Source organism: Corallococcus aberystwythensis (assembly GCF_003612165.1).
Taxonomy (GTDB): Bacteria; Myxococcota; Myxococcia; order Myxococcales; family Myxococcaceae; genus Corallococcus; species Corallococcus aberystwythensis.
On the sequence record NZ_RAWK01000167.1, the window covers coordinates 1 to 22,326 of the forward strand.

Genomic DNA, 22,326 nt, shown 5'->3' on the forward strand with positions numbered 1-22,326 from the left:
CGATGGTGGAGGGGCTGGGGCTCTCGGGACGGGTGAGCTTCCTGGGCTCGATGGCGCCCGAGTCCCTGTCCGCGCTGTACCGGCGCGCGGCGTGCGTCGTCTTCCCGAGCCGCGCGCCGGAGACGTTCGGCCTGGTGGGCGTCGAGGCGATGGCACACGGCACCCCGGTCATCGCCAGCCGCGTGGGCGGCGTGGGCGAGTGGCTGACGGACGAAACGGGGCTGGGCGTGCGGCCCAATGATCCGCTGGAGCTCGCGGCGGCGATTGACGGGATGCTGGCCGGGCCGGACCCGCGCAGAAGGCTGGGGGAGAACGCGTTGAGGGCCTATCAGGAACACTTCACCCCCGAGCGGCACGTGACCCGGCTGCTGGCGCTGCTGGAGTCCGTGGCGAGCGCGGGACGGCGGGCAGCGTGATGCACGGGCGCTTCACGTTGAAGGGCTCGGCCGAGGTGGAGGCGCGCATCGCCCAGGTGGTGGGCGAGGCCGCGGACGTCGTCCATGGCCACGTCCCTCGGAGCGCGCTGCGGACGCTGGCCCTCATGGGTGGCTACGGGCGCGGCGAGGGCGGCGTGGACCGGCGGGACGGTGCCGAGCGGCCCCACAACAACCTCGACTTCCTCCTGGTGCTGGAGCGGGCGCCACGAGCGGGGCTGAAGGCAGAGCTGGATGATGCGCTGGACCCGCTGCGCGAGCGGCACGGCCTGGGGCTGGACCTGGGCATCGTGACGGTGCGGGCGTTGCGGAGGTCTCCGTGTTTGGTGATGTGGTACGACATGCGGTTCGGCCACAAGACGGTGGCGGGCGATGCGTCGTTCCTGCCAGGGCTGAAGCACTTCACGCGCGACGCCATCCTCCCGGACGACGTGCGGAACCTGGCGGTGAACCGGGGCACGCTGCTCGTCATCAACGAGGCGCTGCGGGACCAGGGCGCGCTGGAAGGGGAGGCGCGGCGCACCATCCTCCGGCACACGGCGAAGGCCATCATCGGCTACGGCGACGCGCTGCTGTTCTTCCTGGGAGCGTACGACTGGAGCTACGCGGAGAAGCGGCGGCGGATGGCGGGGCGGCACGACGTGCCGGACGGCTTCCGCCGGCTGTACGAAGAGGCGAGCGCCTTCCGCCTGGAGCCGGATGACGCGCGCTTCGCCCCGCGCGAGCTGGGGCCCTGGATGGACGAGGTGCGGACGAAACTCGCGGAGGTGCACCTCGCGTGTGAGGCCTCGCGACTGGCGGTGCCCGGGCTGAAGTGGGACGGATACGTCGAGCGGACGCTGAAGCACTCGCTGGGAGAGGGCGGCTTGCGGCCGGGGATGTGGCTGCGGCGGGCCCGGAACGTGGTGCGGTTCCGGCCAGACGCCTCGCCGGAGCTGGGGCTCCGAGCACGGCTGGGGTTGAAGCTCGGAGGGCCGCGCGGGGGGCTGGCGGCGGCGTTTCCGTTCGTGGCGTTCGACGTGGGGGGGACGCCGGGCGCCGAGTTCGCGCGGCGGGTGCTGGGCGCGGCGAGCTCCTCGCCGGTGGATCTGCGGCGTGCGTACCTGCGGTTCTGGCGCGAGTCCGGAGACCCCAACTTCGTGCACGTGGCGCGGAAGCTTGGCCTCGTCCTGGGAGCGGGTTCATGAGCCGCAAGGTCACCGTCATCATGCGCTCGAAGGACTCGGCCTGGGTCATCGGCCAGGCGCTCTCGGGCCTGTTCTCGCAGGTGCGCCGGGACTTCGAGCTGCTCGTGGTGGACTCAGGCTCCCGGGATGCGACGCTGGACATCGTCTCCCGCTTCCCGGCACGGCTCATCCGCATCGAGGCGAAGGCGTACTTTCCGGGCGCGGTGCTCAACCGGGCCATCCGCGAGGCCACGGGAGACCTCGTCGTCTTCCAGAACTCCGATGTGGTGCCGTTGACGCCCGATGCGCTGGACCGGCTGCTGGCGCCCATCGAGCGCGGCGAGGCGGATGCGACGTTCGCCCGGCAGCTGCCGCGGCCTGAGGCGCACACGTGGGTGCGGCGGGACTACGCGGTGGCGTTCCCGGAGCGGGGTGAGGCGCCGCCCTGGATGACCTACTCGCTGCCGTTCGCGGCGATGACGCGCGAGGCGTGGCTCAAGCACCCGTTCTACGAGGACGCATGGGGCTCCGAGGACACGGAGTGGGGGCACTGGGCGCGCAACAACGGGCTCCGGGTGCGCTACGCGCCAGACGCGCTGGTGATGCACTCGCACAACTACACGCTGAAGCAGTTGTACGGGCGCCGCTTCATCGAGGGCGAGGCGGACGCATTCATCCTGGGGGACGGCGCGTCGGTGCTGGGGCTGGCCCGGAAGGTGGGGGCGTCATGGGCGCGGGATGCTGTCGTGCACCTCCAGACGCGTGACGCCGCGGGCCTGCTGCTCTCCCTCCCGCGGCGGCTCGTGTACCACTGGGCCTGGTTGAAGGGACACCAGTGGGGAGAGAAGCGCCTGCGGAGTGGGAACACGGACCTGAGCATCGGTCAGCAGGTGGTGCTGCGGCGGCAGTGAGCCTTCACCGTGCCGCGGTGGCCGCCGCGCGCCGCAGGAGTTTCTCGAGGCAGCGGACGTAGGCATCAAGGGAGGCATGCCTCCTCACGATGTCGAGCGCGCGTTGGACGAGCGCCTCCTGCGCCGCCGCATCCCGGTGGAGGGCTGTCAGCGTCTCGGCGAAGGCTTCGCCCGTGCATGGCTTCACCAGCAGGGACGCATCGTGCCGTTCGAGGAAGTCGCGGGCGCCGCCGCTGGGGGAGGCCGCCACCGGCAGGCCGCAGGCCATCGCCTCCAGGTAGGTGAGCCCCTGGCCTTCGTGCTCCAGCTTCGAGGCGAACAGGAGCGCGTCCGCGTCCCGGTACAGCGCGGGCAACTGCTCGCGGGGCAGCTTGCCGGCCCAGGTGATGCGCCCGTCCACCCGCAGCGCCCGTGCCCGCTGCCGCAAGGCCGAGAGGTACGCTGGCTCGTCCGCCGCGCCCGCCAGCGTGAGGGTGGCCCGCAGGCCGCGCTTCTCCAACTCCGCCAGCGCGTCGATGGCCACGTCGGGGGCCTTGCTCGGATGGAGCCGGCCAACGAAGAGCAACCGAGGCTCCGGGCGCATGGGCCGGAAGGGCCGTGCGGTGAAGCATGAGAGGTCCACGCCCTGCGGCTGCACCACGCCGGAGCCCAGCGGCACGCCGGCTGCGAGCGCCGTGCGCCGGACCGCGTCCGAGAGCCACGCGACCGCGGCGGGTTCAATGCCTCTCCACGTCCGCGAGGGCACCAAAAGCTCATCGAGCAGGCCGCCCAGCTGGGCCCTGGGCCGCGCGTTCCGCCCCGCGCTGAACGCCACCGGCCAGTCGTCGTTCACCGTGACGACCGCGGGCACGCCGGCCTCCTGGAGCGTCCGCAGCGGCGCGAGCCCCAGCCTTCGCTGGCTCATGACCAGCACCGCATCCGGCCTTCCGTGGACGCGCAGGTAGCGCCGCACCGCCGCGGTGTTCAGTGCGCCGGCCACGAAGTGACGAAGGCGATCTCGACCCGCGGGCCGGCCGAAGCGACGTGCGAGGCACAGCGTTCGCAGCACGCGTCCAGCCTCCGAGCCGTCGCCGGTGGTGAGGACATCCACCGCGTGTCCTCGCCGCTCCAGTGTCTCGACCACGTCCCGCGCGAGGAGTTCGTAGCCGCCGAGGATGTCAGGGGGGTACAGGTTGGTAAGGACGGTGACTTTCACGAGTGGAGCGCCACATTGCAGGGCGCGTGCCGCCGCGCGAGGTGCTTCTCCTCGCGAGACACCCAGCGACAGCCCGCATGTCTCGCTTTGAGACGTCTCCAAATGGGTCGGGTTGCAAGTGAGTTAGCGGGCTTGAGCGGTGTGTCTGGTCCGCAAATTGCGTGGTGCCCGCCCCCATGACTGTTGTGGAGCGCTCCAAGCGGCGCGTGGTGCACGTCCTTCGCAAATACAATCCTCGGGAGTGGGGCGGGACGGAGACGCACGTCGTGGAGGTCACGCGGCGGCTGGCACAGCGGGGCTGGCGTCCGGAGGTGCACGCGCCAGGTGGCCCCTCGGAGCCAGATATGGCGCTGGGCCCCGAGGTGCCGTTGGTGCGCTACCAGGCCTTCTGTCCTTTCATCGGCCCGGCCGAGAAACGGAAGGCGCTGGTCGCCAACGCGGGCAACCTGATCACCTTCGATGAGCCCCTCCGGCTCGCGCGCGACCGTGGCGTTGCCCTGGCGCACCTGCACACGGCCGGGCGCATCGGGGGGGCCGTGCGGATCGCCATGCGCCTCACGGGGCGCCCGTACGTCCTTTCGGTGCACGGACCCTTGCTGGCGCAGAAGGCGCAGCTGGCGCAGGACACCGCACGGCGGCTCTCGGGGCTCATCGACGTGGGCCAGCCCTTCGGAATGCTGCTCGGCGCCCGGCGCGTCATCCACGACGCCGCGCGTGTCATCACCTTCAACGAGGAGGAGCGGCGTGCCCTGGCCGAGGTGGTAGGGGAGCGGGTGGTCCGGCTCGACCAGGGCGTCGATTTAGAGCGGCTGGCCTCTGGGAGTGCGGACCGCGCGCGCGGGCGCTGGCCACGGTTCGCCGACGCGCCGCTCGTCACGCTGGTGGGGCGCATCTCGCCGCAGAAGAACCAGCTGCTGGCCATCCGGGCCTTCGCCGAGGGCGCACCCACGGATCACCACCTCGTCCTCGCGGGCGCGGTGGTGGACGCCACCTACCAGGAGCAGTTGCGGCGCGAGATCCAGGCGCTGGGCCTCGGGGCGCGTGTCCACCTGCTGGGCAATCTGGACGCGGAGAAGGAGGTTCCGGATCTGCTCGCGCTCACCCGGCTGGTGCTGGTGCCGTCGGTGCATGAGGCCTTCGGGCTGGTGGTGCTGGAGGCGTGGGCCGCCGTCCGTCCGGCGATGCTGGCGGTGCACTCGGGGCTGGCGGACCTCGCCGGGGCCATTGGCGAGGACGGACTGAGCGTGCCGACGCTGGAGGTACGGGACTGGGCCATGGCGCTGCGCCAGGCGCTCGCCCACCCGGAGCGGCTGGAGGTGGCGGCGCGTGCGGGCGCGGAGCTGGTGCGCCGGCGCTTCAGCTGGGACGCGGTGGCGGGAAAGCTCGAGGACCTCTACCAGGCCGTCATCGAAGAGGGAGGGCGGCGATGAGGGACGGGAACCCGGTGCGGCGGGCGCTCCGTCGCATGCAGCGGATGGCGTTGGAGCGGCGGGCCCGCGCGTTCGACGCGGACGCGCTCCGGCGTCCGGCGATGGTGTTCGCGCCGCACCCGGATGACGAGACGCTGGGCTGCGGGGGCACCATCCTCCAGAAGCGGCGCGTGGGGGCGGCGGTGCGCATCGTCTGCCTGACGGATGGCGCCGGTTCGCACCCGGACCTGCTCACGCACGACGAGCTGAAGGCGGTGCGGGCGCGGGAGGTGAGGGGCGCGGCGAAGGTGCTGGGTGTGGAGGAGAGGGACGTCTTCCTGCTGGGCTTTCCCGACCGTGAGCTGGACGCGTGCCTCGAGGCGGCGGTGGCGCGGGTGGCGGAGCTGCTGTGGCGGCATCGGCCGGAGCAGCTCTTCGTCCCCTACGCCCGGGGCGAGCACCGGGACCACGTGAGCACGAACCACATCGTGCGCGAGGCGGTGGCGCGGGTGGGGCTGCCGGTGACGTTGTTCGAGTACGCGGTGTGGGCCTGGCGGCACTGGCCCATGGTGGGCTTCGGGTGGACCTGGCGGCCGGCACTGGCGGGGGCGGTGTCCGCGCGGGTGGGGCTGCGGATGGCCAGGCAGTTCCGGACGAAGGTGCTCATCCGGGACGTGCTGGCGCAGAAGCGCGCCGCGCTGGCGCGGCACGCCTCGCAGATGGAGCGCCGCGACGCGCAGCCGCGCTGGCACACGTTGGAGGACGTGGACGGGGGCCAGTTCCTCGCGTGCTTCTTCGAGGACTACGAGCTCTACCGCCGCATCGACATCGCGGCGAGCTGATGGAGACGAAGTCGCTCATCTTCCTGGGCGTGTGCACGGTGGTGATTCCGGCGGGGATCGCCGCCGTGGGGAGGTTTCCACAACTGAAGCACCTCTGCGCCGGCCTGCTCATCTGGGGCACCACCCACTATTCGGCGCGGACCATCAACTTCTTCAGCCGCGAGTGGTACCGCGGCACCACCCGGGGCTTCGAGTTCTGCTGGCTCGACTTCCTGTGGATCTTCCTGCTCGCCGACGAGCTGCGGAAGCGCAAGCCGGGCCAGCGGCTCGGGGTGCCCTGCGCGTTCGTGAGCATGGTTGTCTTCATCGCGTACAACGCGGTGAACATCCTCCTCTCCGAGCCCCAGCTGTTCGGCCTGTTCGAGCTGTCGAAGATGTTCCGCGGCCTCATGGTGTACGTGACGGTGGCGTACTACGTGAAGAACGAGCGGGACCTGCGCCGCATCGTCACGGCGCTGGCCATCACGATCATCTACGAGTGGTTCTGGGTCATCCACTCCCGCGTCGTGCTGGGGCACGCCCGGGCGGACGGGACGCTGTTCCACCCGAACACACTGTCGATGTTCAACCTCATCGCCGTCCCGGTGCTGCTCGCGGTGGCGCTGTCGGACGTAGGGCCCCGCCTCCAGCGTCTGTGCGGTGTGGCCACCTTCTTCGGCTCCTTCTCGGTGCTGTGCACCGTGTCGCGTGCGGGGCTCGTCTCGCTCGGGCTGCTCCTGGTGGGAGTGGCCTTGACGTGCGGGGCGCTGAAGCCCACCCGGAAGACGTTCGCGGTGGCGTTCGCGCTGTTCCTTGTGTCCATCCCCGTGGGCCTCAAGGTGGCGCCGTCCTTCCAGGCCCGCTTCGAGTCAGAGGGAGGGCTGGCCAAGGAGTTCGGAGGCAAGGAGTACGAAGGGCGCGGAACGTATGTCTATCTCGCGCGGCTGATGCGCGCGGACCACTTCTTTGGCGTCGGGCTGAACAACTGGTCCTACTGGGTATCGAACACGTACGGCAGGATGATCGGGTACGGGTACCTCCCCTACACGGGCACCGACGAGGTGCCGCCGGACGGGCCCATCCCCGCGGGCTCGAACGTGGACGCGGCGCAGGCGCCTCCGGCGCACAGCCTGTATCAGATTACGCTCGGTGAGACAGGCTGGCCCGGAGTCGTCCTGTTTGCCCTGGTCTGGCTGCGCTGGTTCACGATGGGCGCCAGCTTCTTCGCCAGCCGGTCGCCCGCGTTCCGTTCACGCTTCGGGATTGGAGTCTTCTTCGGCCTCGTGGGCGCCTTCGCCCAGAGCTTCTCCGAGTGGGAATACCGGCAGACCCCGCTCCTCTTCCTGCTGCACATCCTGCTGGGAGCGCTCGCGGCCGTGTACCCGGCCCGCCCGTCGGTGATGGCCAAGCGGGCCTCCATGGCGTGATGCCGAGCATCCGGTTCCCAAAGAGGGCCGTCCCCCGATAGGGCGGGTTTCCCTTAGCCGAGGGGGGCGCGCTGCGTCCGGGGCATGACTCCGTGTTGGGCACGGAGTCATCCGCCCGGATGCAATCGGGTGTCTCAAAAATCCGGCGCGGTACAACCCGGATGCGGTCCGTTGACCCCGGCCCCTGACACTTGGGGCGCGGAGTCGTCCACTCTGGACTCAATAATGAGTGCGTGGGTCGGCACCTACTGGCAATTGTATTGGGCGTACACTTTGGCGGAGGGGACCGCGTTGCAAGTCGCACCGAGCGTCGAGCATGGCTGACCCTCCGGGTTGGAGGAGGAGCACCTTTGAGGCGGGCAGAATGAGTTGCAAATCAAAACCCCGCAAAGGTCGTCGCAGAACCCCCCGTTGCCGTTTGTATCCCTGCGCCATGTTCCACCGACGGCGACGCACGCTCCATTGCTGCACGTCTGTCCGCTGCCACAGGTCTGGACGTTGGTGGTAATCGTGCCACCACAGCCGCTGCCGCTGCAGAGCCCGCTCGTGGTCTTCTGGACAGTGTTGCCGTTGCAGGAGTAGGTGTCCACGGGGGAGCACACCTGGACATCCGTGGTGCTGGTGCCGGTACAGCTGCTGCCGGCGCAGAGGCCGCTGGTGGTCCTTCGGACGGTGTTGCCGCTGCAGGAGTAGCTGTCCGAGGGGGAGCACGGGCTGTCCGTGGTGCTGATGCCACCACATCCACTGCCACTGCAGAGGCCGCTGGTGGTTCTCCGGAGGGTGTTGCCGATGCAGGAGTAGTTGTCCACGGGAGAGCACGTCTGGACGTTGACGGCGCTGGAGCCATTACAGCCGCTGCCGGTGCAGAGGCCGCTGGTGGTCCTCCGGACGGTGTTGCCGATGCAGGAGTAACTGTCCGAGGGGGAGCACGTCTGGAGGAACTGCTGGTATGAATCGCAGGCGCCATTGCTGCAACCGTCATTGACGCTCTGGTAGTAGTTGTTGCCGCTGCAAAAGGTGCTGCTCGAGACGGAGCACGTCTGGACGAAGGAGTCGGTGGCGCCACAGGAGCCGCCGCTGCAAGTACCGGTGCCGGTGGACCGCCGGACGTTGTTGCCGCTGCAGTAGGTAGCGCTCGCAGTGGAGCAGTACAACGGCGTGCCGACACACGAGCCGGCGCCATTGCAGACGTCGCCCGTGGTGCAGGAGTCTGAGTCGCCGCAGGAGGTGCCAGCGGCCTTGGGCGTGTAGACGCAGGTGCCGTTGGAGTCCGTGCCTACCGGGTTGTAACACTGGGTATTGGGCGGGGTGTTGCACACCGTCCCGGCACACGTCCCGCTGCTGTTGCAGACGTCGTTTCGAGTGGTGGCGTTGCCGTCGTTGCAGGCGGTACCGGATGCCCTGGCCGTGTAGAGACAGGTGCCATTGGAGTCCGTGCCTGTCGGATTGTAGCACTGGGTGTTGGGCGGAGTGTTGCACGCCGTCCCGGCGCACGTCCCGGTGCTGCTGCACACGTCTCCAATGGTGGTGGTGTTGCCGTCGTTGCAGGTGCTGCCCGCGGCCTTCAGGGGATTGGAGCAGGTGCCGTTGAGCGGGTTGCAGGTGCCCGCAGTATGGCACTGATCCGAAGCGGTGCAAACGATGGGGTTGGAGCCGGAGCAGGTGCCGCTCTGGCAGGTGTCGCTCTGGGTGCAGGCATTGCTGTCGTTACAGGAGGTGCCATTGGCCTTGGGCGTATAGACGCAGGTGCCGTTGGAGTCCGTGCCAATCGGGTTGTAGCACTGGGCGTCGGGCGGGGTGTTGCACACCGTCCCGGCGCACGTTCCGGTGCTGTTGCAGACGTCGCCGCGAGTGGTGGCGTCGCCGTCGTTGCAGGCGGTGCCAGCGGCCTTGGGCGTGTAGGCGCAGGTGCCGTTGGACTCCGTGCCTGTCGGGTTGTAGCACTGGGCGTTGGGCGGGGTGTTGCACGCCGTCCCGGCGCACGTCCCGGTGCTGCTGCAGACGTCTCCGAGGGTGCTGGCGTTGCCGTCGTTGCAGGGGGTGCCGGCGGCCTTCAGTGAGTACGAGCAGGTGCCGTTGGAGCAGGTGCCAGCGCTTTGGTAGCACTGCCCAGGCGGAGTGGTGCAGCTTACCGGCGTGCCCGCGCATCCTCCGGACCCATTGCACGTCTCGCTCAGCGTGCACGCATCCCCGTCATCGCACTGGGCGCCCGCCGCCTTGTAGGCATAAGAGCAGGAGCCATCGGAGCAGCTGCCCGCGCCCTGGTAGCACTGCCCGGGCGGGGCCTCGCAGGCGATGGCGGTGCCGGAGCAGGTGCCGGTGCTGCCGCAGGTGTCATTGCCCGTGCAGGCGTTGCCGTCGTTGCAAGTAGAGCCGGCCGGCTGAAGTGGGTAGGTACAGGTGCCGCCGTTGGAGCAGACGCCAGCCGAAGAGTGACACTGGCTCGGCGCGCTGTTGCAGGTGACCGTCTCGCAGGTGTCGAGCAACTCCGCGGTGTTGAGCTTCACGGTCTGGCCCGAGACAACGTTCTCACCGCCCAGCACGAGGACCTTGGAGTGGGCGCTCAACATGACCGCAGCGTGGAGCCTGCGGGGAGTCCGAAGCGTGATGCTGGCGGACCAAGTATTCGTCTGCGGGTCGTAGAGTTCCGCCGTGTCCAGCGGAGTGGACACCTCGCCCCCCGCGACGAGCACCTTGCCGGAGGGCAGCAGCGTCGCGGTGTGGAGCGTCCGAGGCGTGGCCATCTGCGCGACGGTCCAGCTATTCGTCAGCGGGTCATAGACTTCGGACGTGTTGAGAGGGCCTGTTGCATTCCTGCCGCCAGTGACGAGGACCTTGCCGGAGGGCAGCAGCGTCGCCGTGTGGTCGTAGCGGGGCGTGGCCATGGGGGCGACAAAGGCCCAGCCCGATTGAGGATGGCTCGGGTCATACGCCTCCGCTGTTTCGAAGATGCGCCAGCCCCGCCCGCCGACGACAAGGACCTTGCCGGAGGGCAGCAGCGTCGCCGTGTGGCGCCTGCGCTCGTCATTCGTTCCAGAGGACAGGGGGGCCCAGCCCGCCGCCGGGTCATACACATCCACCCGGGCGTAGGAGCCATTGTTGTCACCGCCACCCACGACGAGCACCTTGCCGGAAGGAAGCAGCGTCGCCGTGCTGTAGGCGCGTGCCATGGAGGTGGAGCCTGCCTGTGTCCAGAGGCCCGTCTGCGGCGAATACAGCGCCGCGGTGGCGGTGTAGCCCGGCGCGGCTTGGATCTCCCCACCGGCGACGAGTACCTCGCCAGAAGGCAGCAGGGTGGCGGTGTGCCCCTCCCGTCCAAAGGGCAGGGAGCCCGTGGCGAGCCACGTGCCCGAGCCCGGATCATAGAGTTCCGCGGAGGCGTGGAATTCGTTGGCCCAGCCGCCCACGACGAGCACCTTGCCGGAGTCGAGCACGGTGGCCGTGGGGAGCCTGCGGGGCAGGCTCATCGAGCCTGTCTCCTGCCATCCCGTGACGAGGGCCGCCTGAGACTTGGCGGTCCTGGCCGGCGTGGGACTCGCGGGCTTGGAGTTGCAACTCAAACTGCCCAGAGCGAGCGTGATGAGCAGGAAGACTGGAAATCTGACTTTATGCATGAAACGCCTTAGAGCCTGGAATACATCCAGTAAGCAATAGAGCCCACGCTTTTGACGCTCCCGGCCATCGGATCCGCGCAGCCAGACACCACCCCGCTGATGGGTCGAGTTCACCTTCCGCAGGGTCAAGTTCGCCCGCTGCCATGCGGCGGTCCTCACTGGCAAGGACTTCAAGGCGGGCCAGACGCTGAGGGCCACCCCTCTAAACATCTTGCTTGACGTAGTCGACGGTGCCGGCAGTGAGGACGCGTGACGTCGCGACCTGCCGGCGCACCTCACTGCCTGGCGCGTAGCCTTTCTTCTTCACTGACTTCGGCCCGCGAGGATGTTTGAGGAGCACCACGGGGTAGACGTGCCTTGCCATATCCACCAGCGTCCGGGCCAGCCCCTTGGGTGTCTGGCTTTCGTAGGGCGCCCAGACTTCCTGTGGAAGGGCGGCTTTCATTCCGCCGTAGTACTCGCGCAGTTCGGCCGCGATGTAGAAAGAGGAGATGGGCTTCTGCTCGCACACCGGATGGGCGGTCTGCACCGCTGCCTGCAAAAGGGCCAACACGTCGTAGGCCACCAGTGCGACGCAGAATCCCAGCAGGGCGCCCTGCGGAGAGCCCAGGCCTCGTAGCTCGCTTTCGAGGACGGACTCCAGGCGGCCAAAAAGGCATTCAATCCGCCAGCGCGTCCGGTACAGCGCTGCGACCTCGTGCGATTGAGACCGCGTACGGATTCTGAGTTCCGGTGCCGTACTTCAAGGAACTCCTACCGGTGTTTGCCGCGGCAGCCGCGAAGAAGATCGAGCGTCTCGAGGAACTCGGAAACAAGCTCGATGAGCGCGAGACACGAGTCCGGGCGCAGTTCGCGGAGGCACTCAGAGAGGTTCAAGTGCAGGGGCGCAAGCCACTCACGGCCGAGGCGCGCCCGGAAGGAACAGGCCTTCGAGAACCTGCTCGAACTGTCGCGCAGGCGGCTCGGAGATCCTGAATGGGTCAAGGCGCACGCGAAGCGGCTCTACGACGCAGTTGTCCCGGACCTCTTCTCCGATCCCGAGTCACGCAGCTCGTTCGTGAGCTCCTTCACCTACGACCTCGCGCTCCGAATGGATGATCCCGGGCGAAGGCGTCCTCGCATTGTCAGGGCATTCGCGGTGGGCCTCACAAAATGGGCCGGGCTACTCCCACCTGAATCGCGTCAAGGCGCTGCCCGTCCGCCGATCTCCGGAAAGCGTTCGTAGGTCCGCTTAAGCGTGTTCAGGTGGGCGGGGTTGTCCAGGTCGAGCGGTGTATCCGTGAGCTGCACGAGCCACCCACCCGATGTTGTGCGCCGTGCCCGCGACAGCAATTCGGAGTCGCGGGCCGGGTCTGGGAATCCGATGGCCTTCGCGGCAGCGGCAGACCAGTAATTCATCCACCCGAGGTAGTAGGGAATCTCGGGCGAGCGGATGTGCTCGAAGGGCTTGAGGGCTGGCAGGCCCCGGCGTGGGGACGGAGGTCCTTCCAGCGTGGGGGCGGTCTGATACGCGATGTCCACCGCTGCTTCATATGGCGTCGCTCGTCCCCATAGCGCCCGTGCTCCTTCCGCTATGCCCTCAAGCACAGCCGCCGCTGACGCGATTACCGGCTCGTCCAAGGGCAGTTTTGCGTGAACCTCAAACTGGGACTGACCGCCTGCGCTGAAGAGTCCATCTCTTTCCCTTCCCCACACCGTCACGGGGTAGCTCTGATCCCCGTTGCACACGATAGGAAATCCGCCTTCCGAAATGCTTTCGAGGAGCCACGCGTCGCGCTGCGGCAATGTGATGGGGCGCCCGCTCTTCGAGAGTCGCCACTCCAGACGCAGGTCGGGCAGCGCCTTCTCCAGTCCATGAACGCTATCGACTGTGCGGCGGTCTTTACCCACGAGCGCAGGCGCATAGACAATGATGGCAAGTTTTTTTTGCGTAGTCATCGCCTACACCCCGTGACAACAACCCTCAAAGACTGATCCGCTTGCAGCAGCGCATCTTTGTGAATTTGAGTGCTTACTCCAACGACAAATTGATATCCGCACGCCGCTGCGGCCCTTCGTTCTGCCTCCAATTGTTTGATTTCCTTTTCAATCTCTCGATCCCGGACGAAGTCACTGTACAAATCGAAGCGATGGGTCTTGATTTCCCAAAGCTTGCGTACTCCGACTTGCAACGCATCGAATCGTACACCGCCAACGAGCACGTCCATCCCTGGATAACGGTTGGGTGGGAACTTGTCGGCACACTCATTATGCGGGTCGTCCTCGCCCGCGTGAGGCACTGGAACAGGTTCGCAGCTGGCGCGTCCCGTCCGGTCTACAGGCGCAGGAGGTACTGGGGGCTGCCGGTCCTGCGCCGCTGGTTCGGGCTTAAGCTTGGGCTCGCGTTGGGCTTCGGCTTCGCGGGATGCCACCTTCGTCCCTCGTGAGGTTCCTGATTCCTCGGGGTAGGCGTGGCGGAGTTCATACGCATCCAGTGCTTCTTTGATGGCGACGCCGATCACCACCACGCCAAGCACGATCACTGCTCCCAGGGCAATCTCAGGAGCCGCCAGCACGCAGAATCCGATTCCCACGGCAGCGGCGTCAGCGGAGGCGACCGTGCATCTTCCCGTGGTGTCGTGGAACGCGAGCCGGTCATGGTCGAGGGTCCGATAGCACCTCTCCACCAGCGCGGGCCAAGGTTGCGACGCCTCACGGACGACGCATCGTCCCCCGTCCGTCCACGGCAGCGTCGCCGCTCGCTGGAGATTGGCAAGTCGCTGGCTCCGCGTTCCCCGCTCGTTGGGAGAGGGCGTCGACGAAGCACAGGCAGAAAGAAAGAGCAGAAGCGCGATGCAAGCTCTGAAACGCATGACCACGGCCTTTCCACCACGGCAGGGAGCTACAGGTCAGGAATGGCCCATCCTGATCACGCGACGCGCCGCACCTCCGCGTGCTGCGCGTTGCTGCTGGATGGAGCCCACCAGTTAATGCCGGCGGCGGGGCTTCGGTGGGACATCCAGTTTCGGGTCAGGCTCAGCGGCCATCAGTGGCTTCGCTGGCTCGTGCTGATACACCTGCGACGGTAGTTGAATCACACTGGCAGAGGCGCCCGGGGGCGGAGTCGCCGACGCCTCCAGTAGCCCATCCTCGGCCCAGGTTTCGCAGAGCCGCTCGGCCTGTTCCATCACCGTCTGCGTTGCTGCATCCTGCCGGTCCGGCGGGTACTTGTACTTGCGGAGCAACCGCTTCACGAGGGTTCTGAGCTTCGCCCGAGCCGCCTCCCGCTGCGTCCAGTCGATGGTCACGTTTCTGCGGATGATTTCCGTCAGCTCCCGGGCCATGGCCTTCAACACCGGCTCGCCCATGAATTGGAGCGCGGCATTGTTCAGGCCGAGCGCTTCGTAGAAGGCCAGCTCATCATCCGAGAGCCCGAGCTTCTCTCCCCGGGCCTGCGCCTCGCGCATCTCCTCGGCGAGCTTGATCAACTCCTCGATGACCTGCGCGGTTTCGATGGCCCGATTCCGGTACGACCGGACGGCGCGCTCCAACATCTCCGAGAAGGTTCGCGACTGGACCAGGTTCGTCCTCGACCGGCGCTTCAGCTCGTCGTTGAGGAGTTTCCGAAGCAGCTCCAGGGCGACGTTCCGCTGCGGCAGTCCCCGGACTTCGGCAAGGAACTCGTCTGAGAGGATGCTGATATCCGGCTTCTTCAGTCCGGCAGCCGCGAAGATATCGATGACCTCCTCGCTGGCGGCAACCGCCCGGCTCACTATCTGCCGGATGGCTTGATCGAGGTCCTCTTCCGGCCTGGCATCCACCGTCGCCCGTTTGACGAGTGCCGCCTTCACGGCCTGGAAGAAGGCCACCTCGTCCCGGACCTTCAGCGCATCCTCATGCGGTACCGCGAGCGCGAAGGCCCGGCTCAGCTCCGTGACTGTCTGGACGAAGCGGTCCTTACCGTCCTCCTGCTTCAGGATGTGCTCCTGCGCCATTGGCAGGAAGTTCAGAAGCCGCTTGAGGTCGCCGATCACCTGCCGGTATTCGAGCCCGTGGAACATGGCCTGGCAGACCTCGAAGCGCGCCAGCATCGCCGCCACGGCCTCGTTCTGGTCGATGGCCGTGCCACCCTTGCCACCAGCCTCCGTGTACGTGGCCAGCGCGGACTTGAGCTGATCGGCAAGCCCCAGGTAGTCCACCACCAGGCCGCCGGGCTTGTTCTTGAAGACGCGGTTCACCCGGGCAATGGCTTGCATGAGGCCGTGGCCGCGCATCGGCTTGTCCACGTACATGGTGTGGACACAGGGCGCGTCGAAGCCGGTCAGCCACATGTCCCTGACCAGGACCAGCTTCAGCTCGTCCTTCGGGTCTTTGAAGCGCTTGGCCAGGGCCTCGCGGCGGCTCTTGCCGCGGATGTGCGGCTGCCACTCCAGCGGGTCGGAGGCTGAGCCAGTCATGACTACCTTGATAGCGCCCTTCTCGTCATCGTCGCTGTGCCATGCGGGCCGTAGCCGGACCAACTCGCGGTACAGCTCTACACAGATCCGCCGGCTCATGCAGACCACCATGGCCTTGCCGTCCATGGCCTCCAGGCGCCGCTCCAGGTGCTGCACCAGATCCCTGGCGATGACCCCGAGCCGCTTCTCCGTACCAACGATGGCTTCGAGCTGAGCCCACCGGCTCTTGAGTCGCTCCCGGCGGATCTCTTCCTCGCCCTCCGTGACCTCCTCGAACTCGGAGTCGATGTGCGGTCGCTCCGAATCCAGCAGCTCCAGCCTGGCGAGCCGGCCCTCGTAGTAGATGGGCACCGTGGCGCCGTCCTCGACGGCCCGCTGGATGTCGTAGACGCTGACGTACTCACCGAAGACCGCACGGGTGTTCTTGTCCGTGGTCTCGATGGGAGTCCCAGTAAAGCCGATGAAGCTTGCGTGCGGCAGCGCGTCCCGCAGGTGCCGGGCGAAGCCGTCGATGAAGTCGTACTGGCTGCGGTGCGCCTCGTCCGCGACAACGATGATGTTCCGGCGGTCCGAGAGCAGCGGGAATCGGTCACCCTTCTCCTCGGGGGCGAACTTCTGCACCGTCGTGAAGACCACGCCGCCGCTGGCGACTTTCAGTTTCTCCCGGAGGTCGGCTCGGTCCTCCGCCTGGACGGGCTTCTGTCGGAGCAGCTCGTGGCAGCGGCTGAAGGTCGCGAAGAGCTGGTCGTCGAGATCGTTCCGGTCCGTCAGTACGACCAAGGTCGGGTTCGCCATGGCCGGATGCAGGACCACCTTTCCTGCGTAGAAGGCCATCGTCAGGCTCTTTCCGGAACCCTGCGTGTGCCAGATGACGCCAACGCGCCGATCTCCATCGGGGCGGACTGCCTGCACTGTCGCGTCGACAGCCCGTTGCACGGCATGGAACTGGTGGTAGCCAGCGAGCTTCTTGATGATTTCAGCGCCGTCCTCCTCAAATGCGATGAAGTGCCGGATGAAATCCAGGAGTCGCCGCTGCTCGAAGACGCCTCGGATGAGGACCTCCAAACCGAGCATCGTCGTCGGGGCGAGGTCTTCGCCTTCGATGGTCCGCCAGGGTGAGAACCGCTCCCGGTTCGCCGTCACAGAGCCGATCCGAGCTTCGAGACCGTCGCTGACGATCAGGAGTTCGTTGAATCGGAACAGTGATGGGATGTCCTTCTTGTAGGTCTGGAGCTGGTGGAAGGCGGTCCAGATGGTGGCGTCCTCGTCGGCGGCGTTCTTCAGTTCGATGACCGCGACAGGGAGCCCGTTGAGGAATACCGTGAGGTCAGGGCGGCGATTGTGCCCGGCCTCGATCACCGTGAACTGGCTGACCACCAGCCAGTCGTTGTTCTCCGGGACCTCGAAGTCGATCAGCCGAATCCGGTCGCCGGTGATGCGACCGTCCTGGAGGTACTCGACCTCGACGCCATCGACGAGGAGTCGGTGGTTGCGGCGGTTCTCCTGGACCAGGACTGGGTGCTCCTGGACCAGCACCTTCCGGAGGGCTTCATCACGTGCCGCCTCGGGTAGGCCAGGGTTTAGCCTGTCGATGGCGTTTCGGAGTCGGGGAATCAGAACAACGTCGCCGAGGTTCTCGCGATCTAGACCGGGATCGTTCTTCTGAGCGATATGTACCGAATACTCCAGCTCTTTGAAGTAGCGGAGCGCCTCTTCTTCGGCAACAGCCTCAGTGAGGTTCGAGCTCATGAGCAGGCAATGGCCGCGAGCTGGGCCTCAGCGCCGCGGACGCGAAGCTCCCCAGAGAGCAGTTTCGGCAGGAGGGAGTCGCGCAAATTGGCAAGCGTACGGCTCTCCTGGTCATTAGCTTGCTGTCTCCGCCACATTGGCTCAAGGAGGTCTACAAACCGACTCTGGATTGCATGAGGCGGAACGATAGTCTTTAGAGCGTAGAAGTCAGATCGACTTGTGGAGGGGATTGCTGAACCTGAATCCATCGAGTTTACCCCCTCTCGAAGAAGCTCGTAGTACACCCAGCGCATCTCCAGCGGCGCACAAGGCTCCACGTAGAACGCTGTGTCGATTACGAAGAAGGGGACGGGGGAGTAGTGGATGCCTCGATACGCTCCCTTCCTACCAACGATGACACCAGCGTGAGCACACAGCGGCGTGCTGTGAAACCCGATCCGCCCATTGGTTCCGTAGACCGGAACACTACCCTCGCTGTAGTGACGGAGAGCCTTCCCATATTCCAAGGAGACGAGTTCGCTCCAGTTGTGGACTTCCCACTCCTCAGGGATTTTCCCTTGCTTAGAGTCTACGAACCGGCTCGGGAACTGCGCCGCAGTTTCCGCGTCCATGCCATTAGGCTGGCGACCCTCAGCCTTGGCCCGAACCGGATCGAAATCCACGAACCAGGACCGGAACAACGTCTGGGCCATGGCCTCCAGGGTTTGGTTCATGCGGCGGTTAAATTCGATCTTGTCATCGATGGTGCCGAGGACCTCAGCTATCGTCCGCTGCTCTTCTAGCGGTGGCAACGCGAATTGAAACTCCTTGATTTGCGAAGGGCTGATGTGCGGGACAGCGGTTCCAGTTTGGACGGCCAGGATGTGTTGGGTGAACTCGCGGCTTCCAATGAGGAAGCGCAGAAACTTCGTATCGAGTTCGTCGGTCCCGCGAAGTCTCGCAGTCCGCTGAACAAGCAGCGCCGGCAGATCATGGGGACCAACAGCAGCCCGCTTGAGCCCCGCTTCTATCCAGGGACGATCCATCGCGAGAACGACGTCGCCTTCGTGTAGCCAGTACTGGTCGAGGCCGTCTGTCATGGCCAAGGGCCATCGCCGAACCTTTTCCCATCTCAACGAGCCCTGCACGATGTTGTCGCCTCCCAGTAGACGCGGGTCGGCAGGACTCTCGGTGTAGAACTGGCTTTTGAAAGGGAAGCCTGTCAGCAGGTTCACCACATCACCAAGTTGTACAACTCGCCGTTCAGACGCCATCGCCCAGCCTCCGGATGTTCTCGCGGATTGCTTGCTCCAGCCGGGCCCCCTCCTCGAACTGGGCCCTCAGCACGGACGTCAGTCGCTGGAGCCGCGCCGCAAACGGCTCGTCATCGTCCTGCACGTCCTCTGCGCCGACATAACGACCAGGAGTCAGGACAAAGTCATGGCTGCTGATCTCCTCCAGACGCGCAGCCTTGCAGAAGCCAGGAAGATCCGCGTACTTGGCCGCGCCTTTGTCGCCTCTCCAGGCATGATAGGTGCCTGCGACCCGAGCGATGTCCTCATCGGTCAACTCTCGATGAGTTCGGTCGAGCATCCGCCCAAGCTTACGGGCGTCAATGAACAGCGTCTGACCACGCCTGTCCCGGAGCCGGTTGCTCTTCTTGTCGCGGGCTAGGAACCATAGGCAGACTGGGATCTGCGTCGAGTAGAAGAGCTGACCGGGCAGCGCCACCATGCAGTCTACGAGGTCAGCCTCAATAATGGCCCGGCGGATGTCTCCCTCGCCGCTTTGGTTCGAGGACATGCTGCCGTTCGCCAAGACGAAGCCCGCTATCCCGGTTGGGGCCAAATGATGGATGAAGTGCTGGACCCAGGCGAAGTTCGCATTGCCAGCCGGGGGCACACCGAACTTCCAGCGCACGTCCTCTCGGAGCCGGTTCCCGCCCCAGTCGCTGTCGTTGAATGGTGGGTTCGCCAGCACATAGTCAGCTTTTAAATCCTTGTGCTCGTCCCGGTGGAAGCTGTCGGCGTTCTCCGCGCCGAGGTTCGCGTCGATGCCCCGGATCGCAAGGTTCATCTTGGCCAAGCGCCACGTCGTGGGGTTCGACTCCTGGCCGAAGATGCTGATGTCCCCGAGCCTGCCGCCGTGGGCCTCCACGAACTTCTCGCTTTGGATGAACATGCCGCCGCTGCCGCAACAGGGGTCGTAGACCCGGCCCCGGTACGGCGCCAGCATCTCCACGAGCAGCTTCACCACGGACCGGGGCGTGTAGAACTGGCCGCCCTTCTTGCCCTCGGCGCTGGCGAACTCCGAGAGGAAGTACTCGTAGACCCGTCCGAGGATGTCCTTGCTGCGGTTCTCTCGATCTCCGAGGCCGATGCTGCCGATCAGGTCGATCTGTTCGCCAAGGCGCTGCTTATCGAGCCCCGGGCGGGCGTACTCCTTCGGCAGGACGCCCTTCAGGCTGGGGTTGTCCCGCTCGATGGCGACCATTGCGTCGTCCACGAGCTTGCCGATGGTCGGTTGCTTCGCCTGCGCCTGGAGCTGAGACCAGCGGGCCTCTCTGGGAACCCAGAAGATGTTTTCGGCCCGGTACTCGTCTGGATCCTCCGCATCGGCACCTTGGTCGGCTTCGGCCAGGAGCTGGACCCGGCGCTCCTCGAAGGCGTCGCTGACGTACTTGAGGAAGATCAGGCCGAGGACCACATGCTTGTACTCGGCGGCGTCGAGGTTGTTCCGCAGCTTATCGGCCGCTTGCCAGAGGGTGGACTCGAAGCCGAGATCGCCGCCGTTCTTCTCAGCGCGAGCCCGTTTACGCGTTTCGGCTTGAGGTTGAGCAGCCACGGACGCATTTGCGGCAGTCTCAACTTCGTCGCGGGTTTCGCCGAGGTTCAGGATGCGCTGGACAAGGACATCCTTTTCACGACCACCCCGGTCCAATCCCAGACCTTCGCAGATGGCCTGAAGCTCCTCGCGCTTGAGGAGGCCGAGCAATTCACTGAAATCCACGGAACTGGACTCAATGATTGCGCTGATGTGGTTCTCAGCGACTCGACGGCCGCCGACAATCAACTTGAAGTGGTCTGAGAGGCGGATGAGCCGGTCGCGGGAGATCTGTTCAAGCGCGGAACGCCGCTGCTGTTGAGTCAGGGGAGGGGGGAGAGCCATCGGCGGGGGAACATACCGCAACCTCCAAGGTGCTCCCCCAGTTCACGGGTCTTCCACTTCTACTCGGCGCTGCTGGATTTCGAGCACGCGGCACTGCGTGAAGCTCTCAATGGCCCGTTGATGGGAAGAGCGGCGAGTCGCAAGGGGATTTTCGTACGCAATCCGTACGTCATCGACCGGACTCCAGCGATCCCCAGAAACGGTTCAGCCCCGTAGGCACCCTGTGTTTCCAGGGTACCTACGGGGCTGTTCCAGTGTCCCCGACGGGATTCGAACCCGTGTTACCGGCTTGAAAGGCCAGCGTCCTGGGCCTCTAGACGACGGGGACGTCGCCACTGCTTGAGTCGCGGGGGGCTCGAACCCCCGACCCTCGGCTTAAAAGGCCGGTGCTCTACCAGCTGAGCTAGCGACTCGCTATTCTTTTTTTACCACCGGCCGCAGAGCCACCCGCTGCCCCGCGAGGCGCTTCCTACCAGCAGCGCCCGGGGACTTCCACTGGCGATCGCAGCCCCTGCTTCCTGACACGCTCCGTCCTGGCCCTGGTGAACATCCGCCCTCCGGGCGCCCACCGCCCGTCAGGGCCCGGCGCTATACACGGGGCATGTCCCAGGAAGTTCCCGAACCCGACGCCCTTGAGGACGAAGAGGCAGGCGAGCAGGCCCCGTTCCGCCGCTACCTCACCCGTGTGGGCGCCGAGCGCATGCACCGCGAGCTGCTCCAGCTGCTCAACGAGGCCCGCCCCAAGGTCACCGCCGAGGTGTCCGCCGCCGCCGCCCAGGGCGACCGTTCGGAAAACGCCGAATACATCTACGGCAAGAAGCGCCTGAGGGAGATTGACCGGCGCATCCGCTTCCTCTCGAAGCGTTTGGATTCCGCCACCATCGTCGACCCCTCGGAGCAGGAGGACCGCTCGAAAGTCTACTTCGGCGCCACTGTTACCCTGGAGGACGAGGCCGGAATCCGCAGCACGTACCAGATTGTCGGCTCGGATGAGATCGACGCCTCCGGAGGCCGCATCAGCGTCGAGTCACCCATGGGCCGCGCGCTCCTGCGCAAGGCCCCGGGCGACACCGTGGAGGTGCGGCGCCCCCGGGGTGAGATTGAGCTCACCCTGGTGGACATCCGCTACGACTAGGACGCCCCCATGCCCCGGACGCCAGAGCTCAGCCCCCATGCTCGCCGCACCTATTCGCGCCTGAGCAGCGTGGACCTGGCCGCGTCCGCGGAGGAGCCCCTGTCCCTGGACGACCTGGGCCTGGAGTCCGGCGGTGACCGCGTAGGCCTGGCGTTCGGCACCTACAGCCGCGAGGGGCTGGAGCGCGCCCTCCAGGCCTACGGTTTCGCGCAGCGCCTGGAGGAGCGCGTGGGCCCCTACGAGCTGCGCCTGTCCTGCCAGGACCCGTTCCAGCCGCGCCTCACCCTGCTGAGCCGTCGCTACCACTCGCCCGTCGTGGACCTGTCCCTGCGCCAGGCCCCGGGCTCCGAAGTCGGCTTCACCCACTCGGCGGCGGAGGCCCCGCTGCTCTACGTGGACAGCCTCCTGTTGCAGCACCCGGGACGCCCCTTCGACTGGAGCCGGCCGCCCCTGCCCGGACAGCTCCACCCCGGCCTCTCCCTGTCGCGCGACATCCTGGAGCTCCTGCACCTCATGGCCCGCCGCATCGGCGCGAAAGGCGTGGCCCTGATGCCCGCGACGTTCGCGGCCGCGTGCGTCTACGAGCCGCGCTTCTCGTTCGTGGACGGCGCCGCCCAGGGACGCTTCAGCGCGTTCCGCCGCGCGGGCCGTGGCTGGCCCCGCTGGCTCCTCGCGTGGGCGGTGGAGCTGGGCTGCATGCGGGATGCGGAGGGACAGCCGGCCCTCTTCACGCCCACGCCGATGATCAGCCCCCTGTCGCGGCGGCTGGCCCGGCGGCTCGACACGTCCGGCTGGCACCAGGCCCGGCGCTTTCAGGCGCAGCAGGTGCTGTCCCTGGACGAAGAGGCGCTGCAGGCCCGCTTCCCCTGGACCCGCATGCCC

The 22,326-nt window shown here is 66.6% G+C and carries 16 protein-coding genes, 2 tRNA genes and 1 pseudogene; 8 read left to right on the forward strand and 11 right to left on the reverse strand.

Annotation, left to right across the window (positions count from 1 at the left end):
- The 3 genes from D7W81_RS25385 to D7W81_RS25395 all read left to right on the forward strand — a co-directional run.
- Positions 1-416, forward strand: a 416-nt coding sequence (locus tag D7W81_RS25385; RefSeq protein WP_120557981.1) for a glycosyltransferase family 4 protein, incomplete at its 5' end; no start/stop codon positions are given.
- Positions 416-1,621 (forward strand): hypothetical protein, encoded by a 1,206-nt coding sequence (locus tag D7W81_RS25390; protein ID WP_120557982.1) that lies wholly within the window; start codon positions 416-418, stop codon positions 1,619-1,621. The genes D7W81_RS25385 and D7W81_RS25390, both read left to right, overlap by 1 nt.
- Positions 1,618-2,511: a glycosyltransferase family 2 protein gene (locus tag D7W81_RS25395; protein ID WP_120557983.1), complete on the forward strand. Its 894-nt coding sequence runs from the start codon at positions 1,618-1,620 to the stop codon at positions 2,509-2,511. The genes D7W81_RS25390 and D7W81_RS25395 overlap by 4 nt, the downstream gene beginning before the upstream one ends.
- Before the next feature lie 4 nt (positions 2,512-2,515).
- Here the strand turns inward: D7W81_RS25395 and D7W81_RS25400 are convergent, their stop codons facing one another.
- Positions 2,516-3,706, reverse strand: a complete 1,191-nt coding sequence (locus D7W81_RS25400) for a glycosyltransferase family 4 protein (protein WP_158621684.1) — start codon at positions 3,704-3,706, stop codon at positions 2,516-2,518.
- 176 nt (positions 3,707-3,882) lie between these two features.
- On the opposite strand from D7W81_RS25400, the gene D7W81_RS25405 reads away from it, so the two are divergent.
- From D7W81_RS25405 to D7W81_RS25415, 3 genes are read left to right on the forward strand one after another with little or no spacing between them, the layout of a single operon-like run.
- Entirely contained in the window at positions 3,883-5,136 is a 1,254-nt protein-coding gene (locus D7W81_RS25405; RefSeq protein WP_147445619.1) for a glycosyltransferase family 4 protein, read from the forward strand.
- Positions 5,133-5,957, forward strand: coding sequence for a PIG-L deacetylase family protein (locus tag D7W81_RS25410; RefSeq protein WP_120557986.1), 825 nt, complete (start codon positions 5,133-5,135; stop codon positions 5,955-5,957). Before D7W81_RS25405 ends, D7W81_RS25410 begins: the two co-directional genes overlap by 4 nt.
- Complete coding sequence (locus tag D7W81_RS25415) at positions 5,957-7,363, forward strand: O-antigen ligase family protein (protein ID WP_120557987.1); 1,407 nt, start codon at positions 5,957-5,959, stop codon at positions 7,361-7,363. Before D7W81_RS25410 ends, D7W81_RS25415 begins: the two co-directional genes overlap by 1 nt.
- A 245-nt stretch (positions 7,364-7,608) precedes the next feature.
- On the opposite strand, the gene D7W81_RS25420 is transcribed toward D7W81_RS25415, so the two are convergent.
- The 10 genes and pseudogenes from D7W81_RS25420 to D7W81_RS25460 all read right to left on the reverse strand — a co-directional run bounded on the left by D7W81_RS25420 (position 7,609) and on the right by D7W81_RS25460 (position 20,722).
- Positions 7,609-10,830: a Kelch repeat-containing protein gene (locus D7W81_RS25420; protein ID WP_158621685.1), complete on the reverse strand. Its 3,222-nt coding sequence runs from the start codon at positions 10,828-10,830 to the stop codon at positions 7,609-7,611.
- Between the two features lie 349 nt (positions 10,831-11,179).
- Positions 11,180-11,542: a hypothetical protein gene (locus D7W81_RS25425; RefSeq protein WP_244227420.1), complete on the reverse strand. Its 363-nt coding sequence runs from the start codon at positions 11,540-11,542 to the stop codon at positions 11,180-11,182.
- Between the two features lie 66 nt (positions 11,543-11,608).
- Positions 11,609-11,698: pseudogene (locus D7W81_RS44435) on the reverse strand (transposase); the annotation flags it as partial.
- A gap of 461 nt (positions 11,699-12,159) precedes the next feature.
- On the reverse strand, positions 12,160-12,915 hold the full coding sequence (locus tag D7W81_RS25430) for a DUF5953 family protein (RefSeq protein WP_120557989.1): 756 nt from the start codon (positions 12,913-12,915) through the stop codon (positions 12,160-12,162).
- Positions 12,912-13,550, reverse strand: coding sequence for a DUF6310 domain-containing protein (locus D7W81_RS25435; protein ID WP_306440907.1), 639 nt, complete (start codon positions 13,548-13,550; stop codon positions 12,912-12,914). Before D7W81_RS25435 ends, D7W81_RS25430 begins: the two co-directional genes overlap by 4 nt.
- A 393-nt stretch (positions 13,551-13,943) precedes the next feature.
- Complete coding sequence (locus D7W81_RS25440; RefSeq protein ID WP_120557991.1) at positions 13,944-17,162, reverse strand: type I restriction endonuclease subunit R; 3,219 nt, start codon at positions 17,160-17,162, stop codon at positions 13,944-13,946.
- Complete coding sequence (locus D7W81_RS25445) at positions 17,159-18,415, reverse strand: restriction endonuclease subunit S (protein WP_120557992.1); 1,257 nt, start codon at positions 18,413-18,415, stop codon at positions 17,159-17,161. Before D7W81_RS25445 ends, D7W81_RS25440 begins: the two co-directional genes overlap by 4 nt.
- The gene (locus tag D7W81_RS25450) at positions 18,405-20,309 is read right to left on the reverse strand and encodes an N-6 DNA methylase (protein ID WP_120557993.1); all 1,905 of its coding nucleotides are present in this window, start codon (positions 20,307-20,309) and stop codon (positions 18,405-18,407) included. Before D7W81_RS25450 ends, D7W81_RS25445 begins: the two co-directional genes overlap by 11 nt.
- A 255-nt stretch (positions 20,310-20,564) precedes the next feature.
- Positions 20,565-20,637, reverse strand: a tRNA-Glu gene (locus tag D7W81_RS25455).
- 12 nt (positions 20,638-20,649) lie between these two features.
- Positions 20,650-20,722: transfer RNA gene (locus D7W81_RS25460), tRNA-Lys, on the reverse strand.
- Between the two features lie 188 nt (positions 20,723-20,910).
- Between D7W81_RS25460 and greB the strand changes: the two genes are divergently transcribed.
- Both greB and D7W81_RS25470 read left to right on the forward strand, forming a co-directional pair.
- Entirely contained in the window at positions 20,911-21,444 is a 534-nt protein-coding gene (gene greB / locus D7W81_RS25465; RefSeq protein ID WP_120557994.1) for a transcription elongation factor GreB, read from the forward strand.
- A 9-nt stretch (positions 21,445-21,453) separates the two neighbouring features.
- On the forward strand, positions 21,454-22,326 hold an 873-nt coding region (locus D7W81_RS25470), incomplete at its 3' end, for a deacetylase (RefSeq protein WP_120557995.1).

Coding starts and splice junctions, on each gene's coding strand:
- D7W81_RS25410 (WP_120557986.1), top strand. CDS start 5,133: ATGAGGGACGGGAACCCGGTGCGGCGGGCGCTCCGTCGCATGCAGCGG.
- D7W81_RS25405 (WP_147445619.1), top strand. CDS start 3,883: ATGACTGTTGTGGAGCGCTCCAAGCGGCGCGTGGTGCACGTCCTTCGC.
- D7W81_RS25445 (WP_120557992.1), bottom strand. CDS start 18,415: ATGGCGTCTGAACGGCGAGTTGTACAACTTGGTGATGTGGTGAACCTG.
- D7W81_RS25395 (WP_120557983.1), top strand. CDS start 1,618: ATGAGCCGCAAGGTCACCGTCATCATGCGCTCGAAGGACTCGGCCTGG.
- D7W81_RS25420 (WP_158621685.1), bottom strand. CDS start 10,830: ATGAGCCTGCCCCGCAGGCTCCCCACGGCCACCGTGCTCGACTCCGGC.
- greB (WP_120557994.1), top strand. CDS start 20,911: ATGTCCCAGGAAGTTCCCGAACCCGACGCCCTTGAGGACGAAGAGGCA.
- D7W81_RS25430 (WP_120557989.1), bottom strand. CDS start 12,915: ATGACTACGCAAAAAAAACTTGCCATCATTGTCTATGCGCCTGCGCTC.
- D7W81_RS25415 (WP_120557987.1), top strand. CDS start 5,957: ATGGAGACGAAGTCGCTCATCTTCCTGGGCGTGTGCACGGTGGTGATT.
- D7W81_RS25390 (WP_120557982.1), top strand. CDS start 416: ATGCACGGGCGCTTCACGTTGAAGGGCTCGGCCGAGGTGGAGGCGCGC.
- D7W81_RS25450 (WP_120557993.1), bottom strand. CDS start 20,309: ATGGCTCTCCCCCCTCCCCTGACTCAACAGCAGCGGCGTTCCGCGCTT.
- D7W81_RS25440 (WP_120557991.1), bottom strand. CDS start 17,162: ATGAGCTCGAACCTCACTGAGGCTGTTGCCGAAGAAGAGGCGCTCCGC.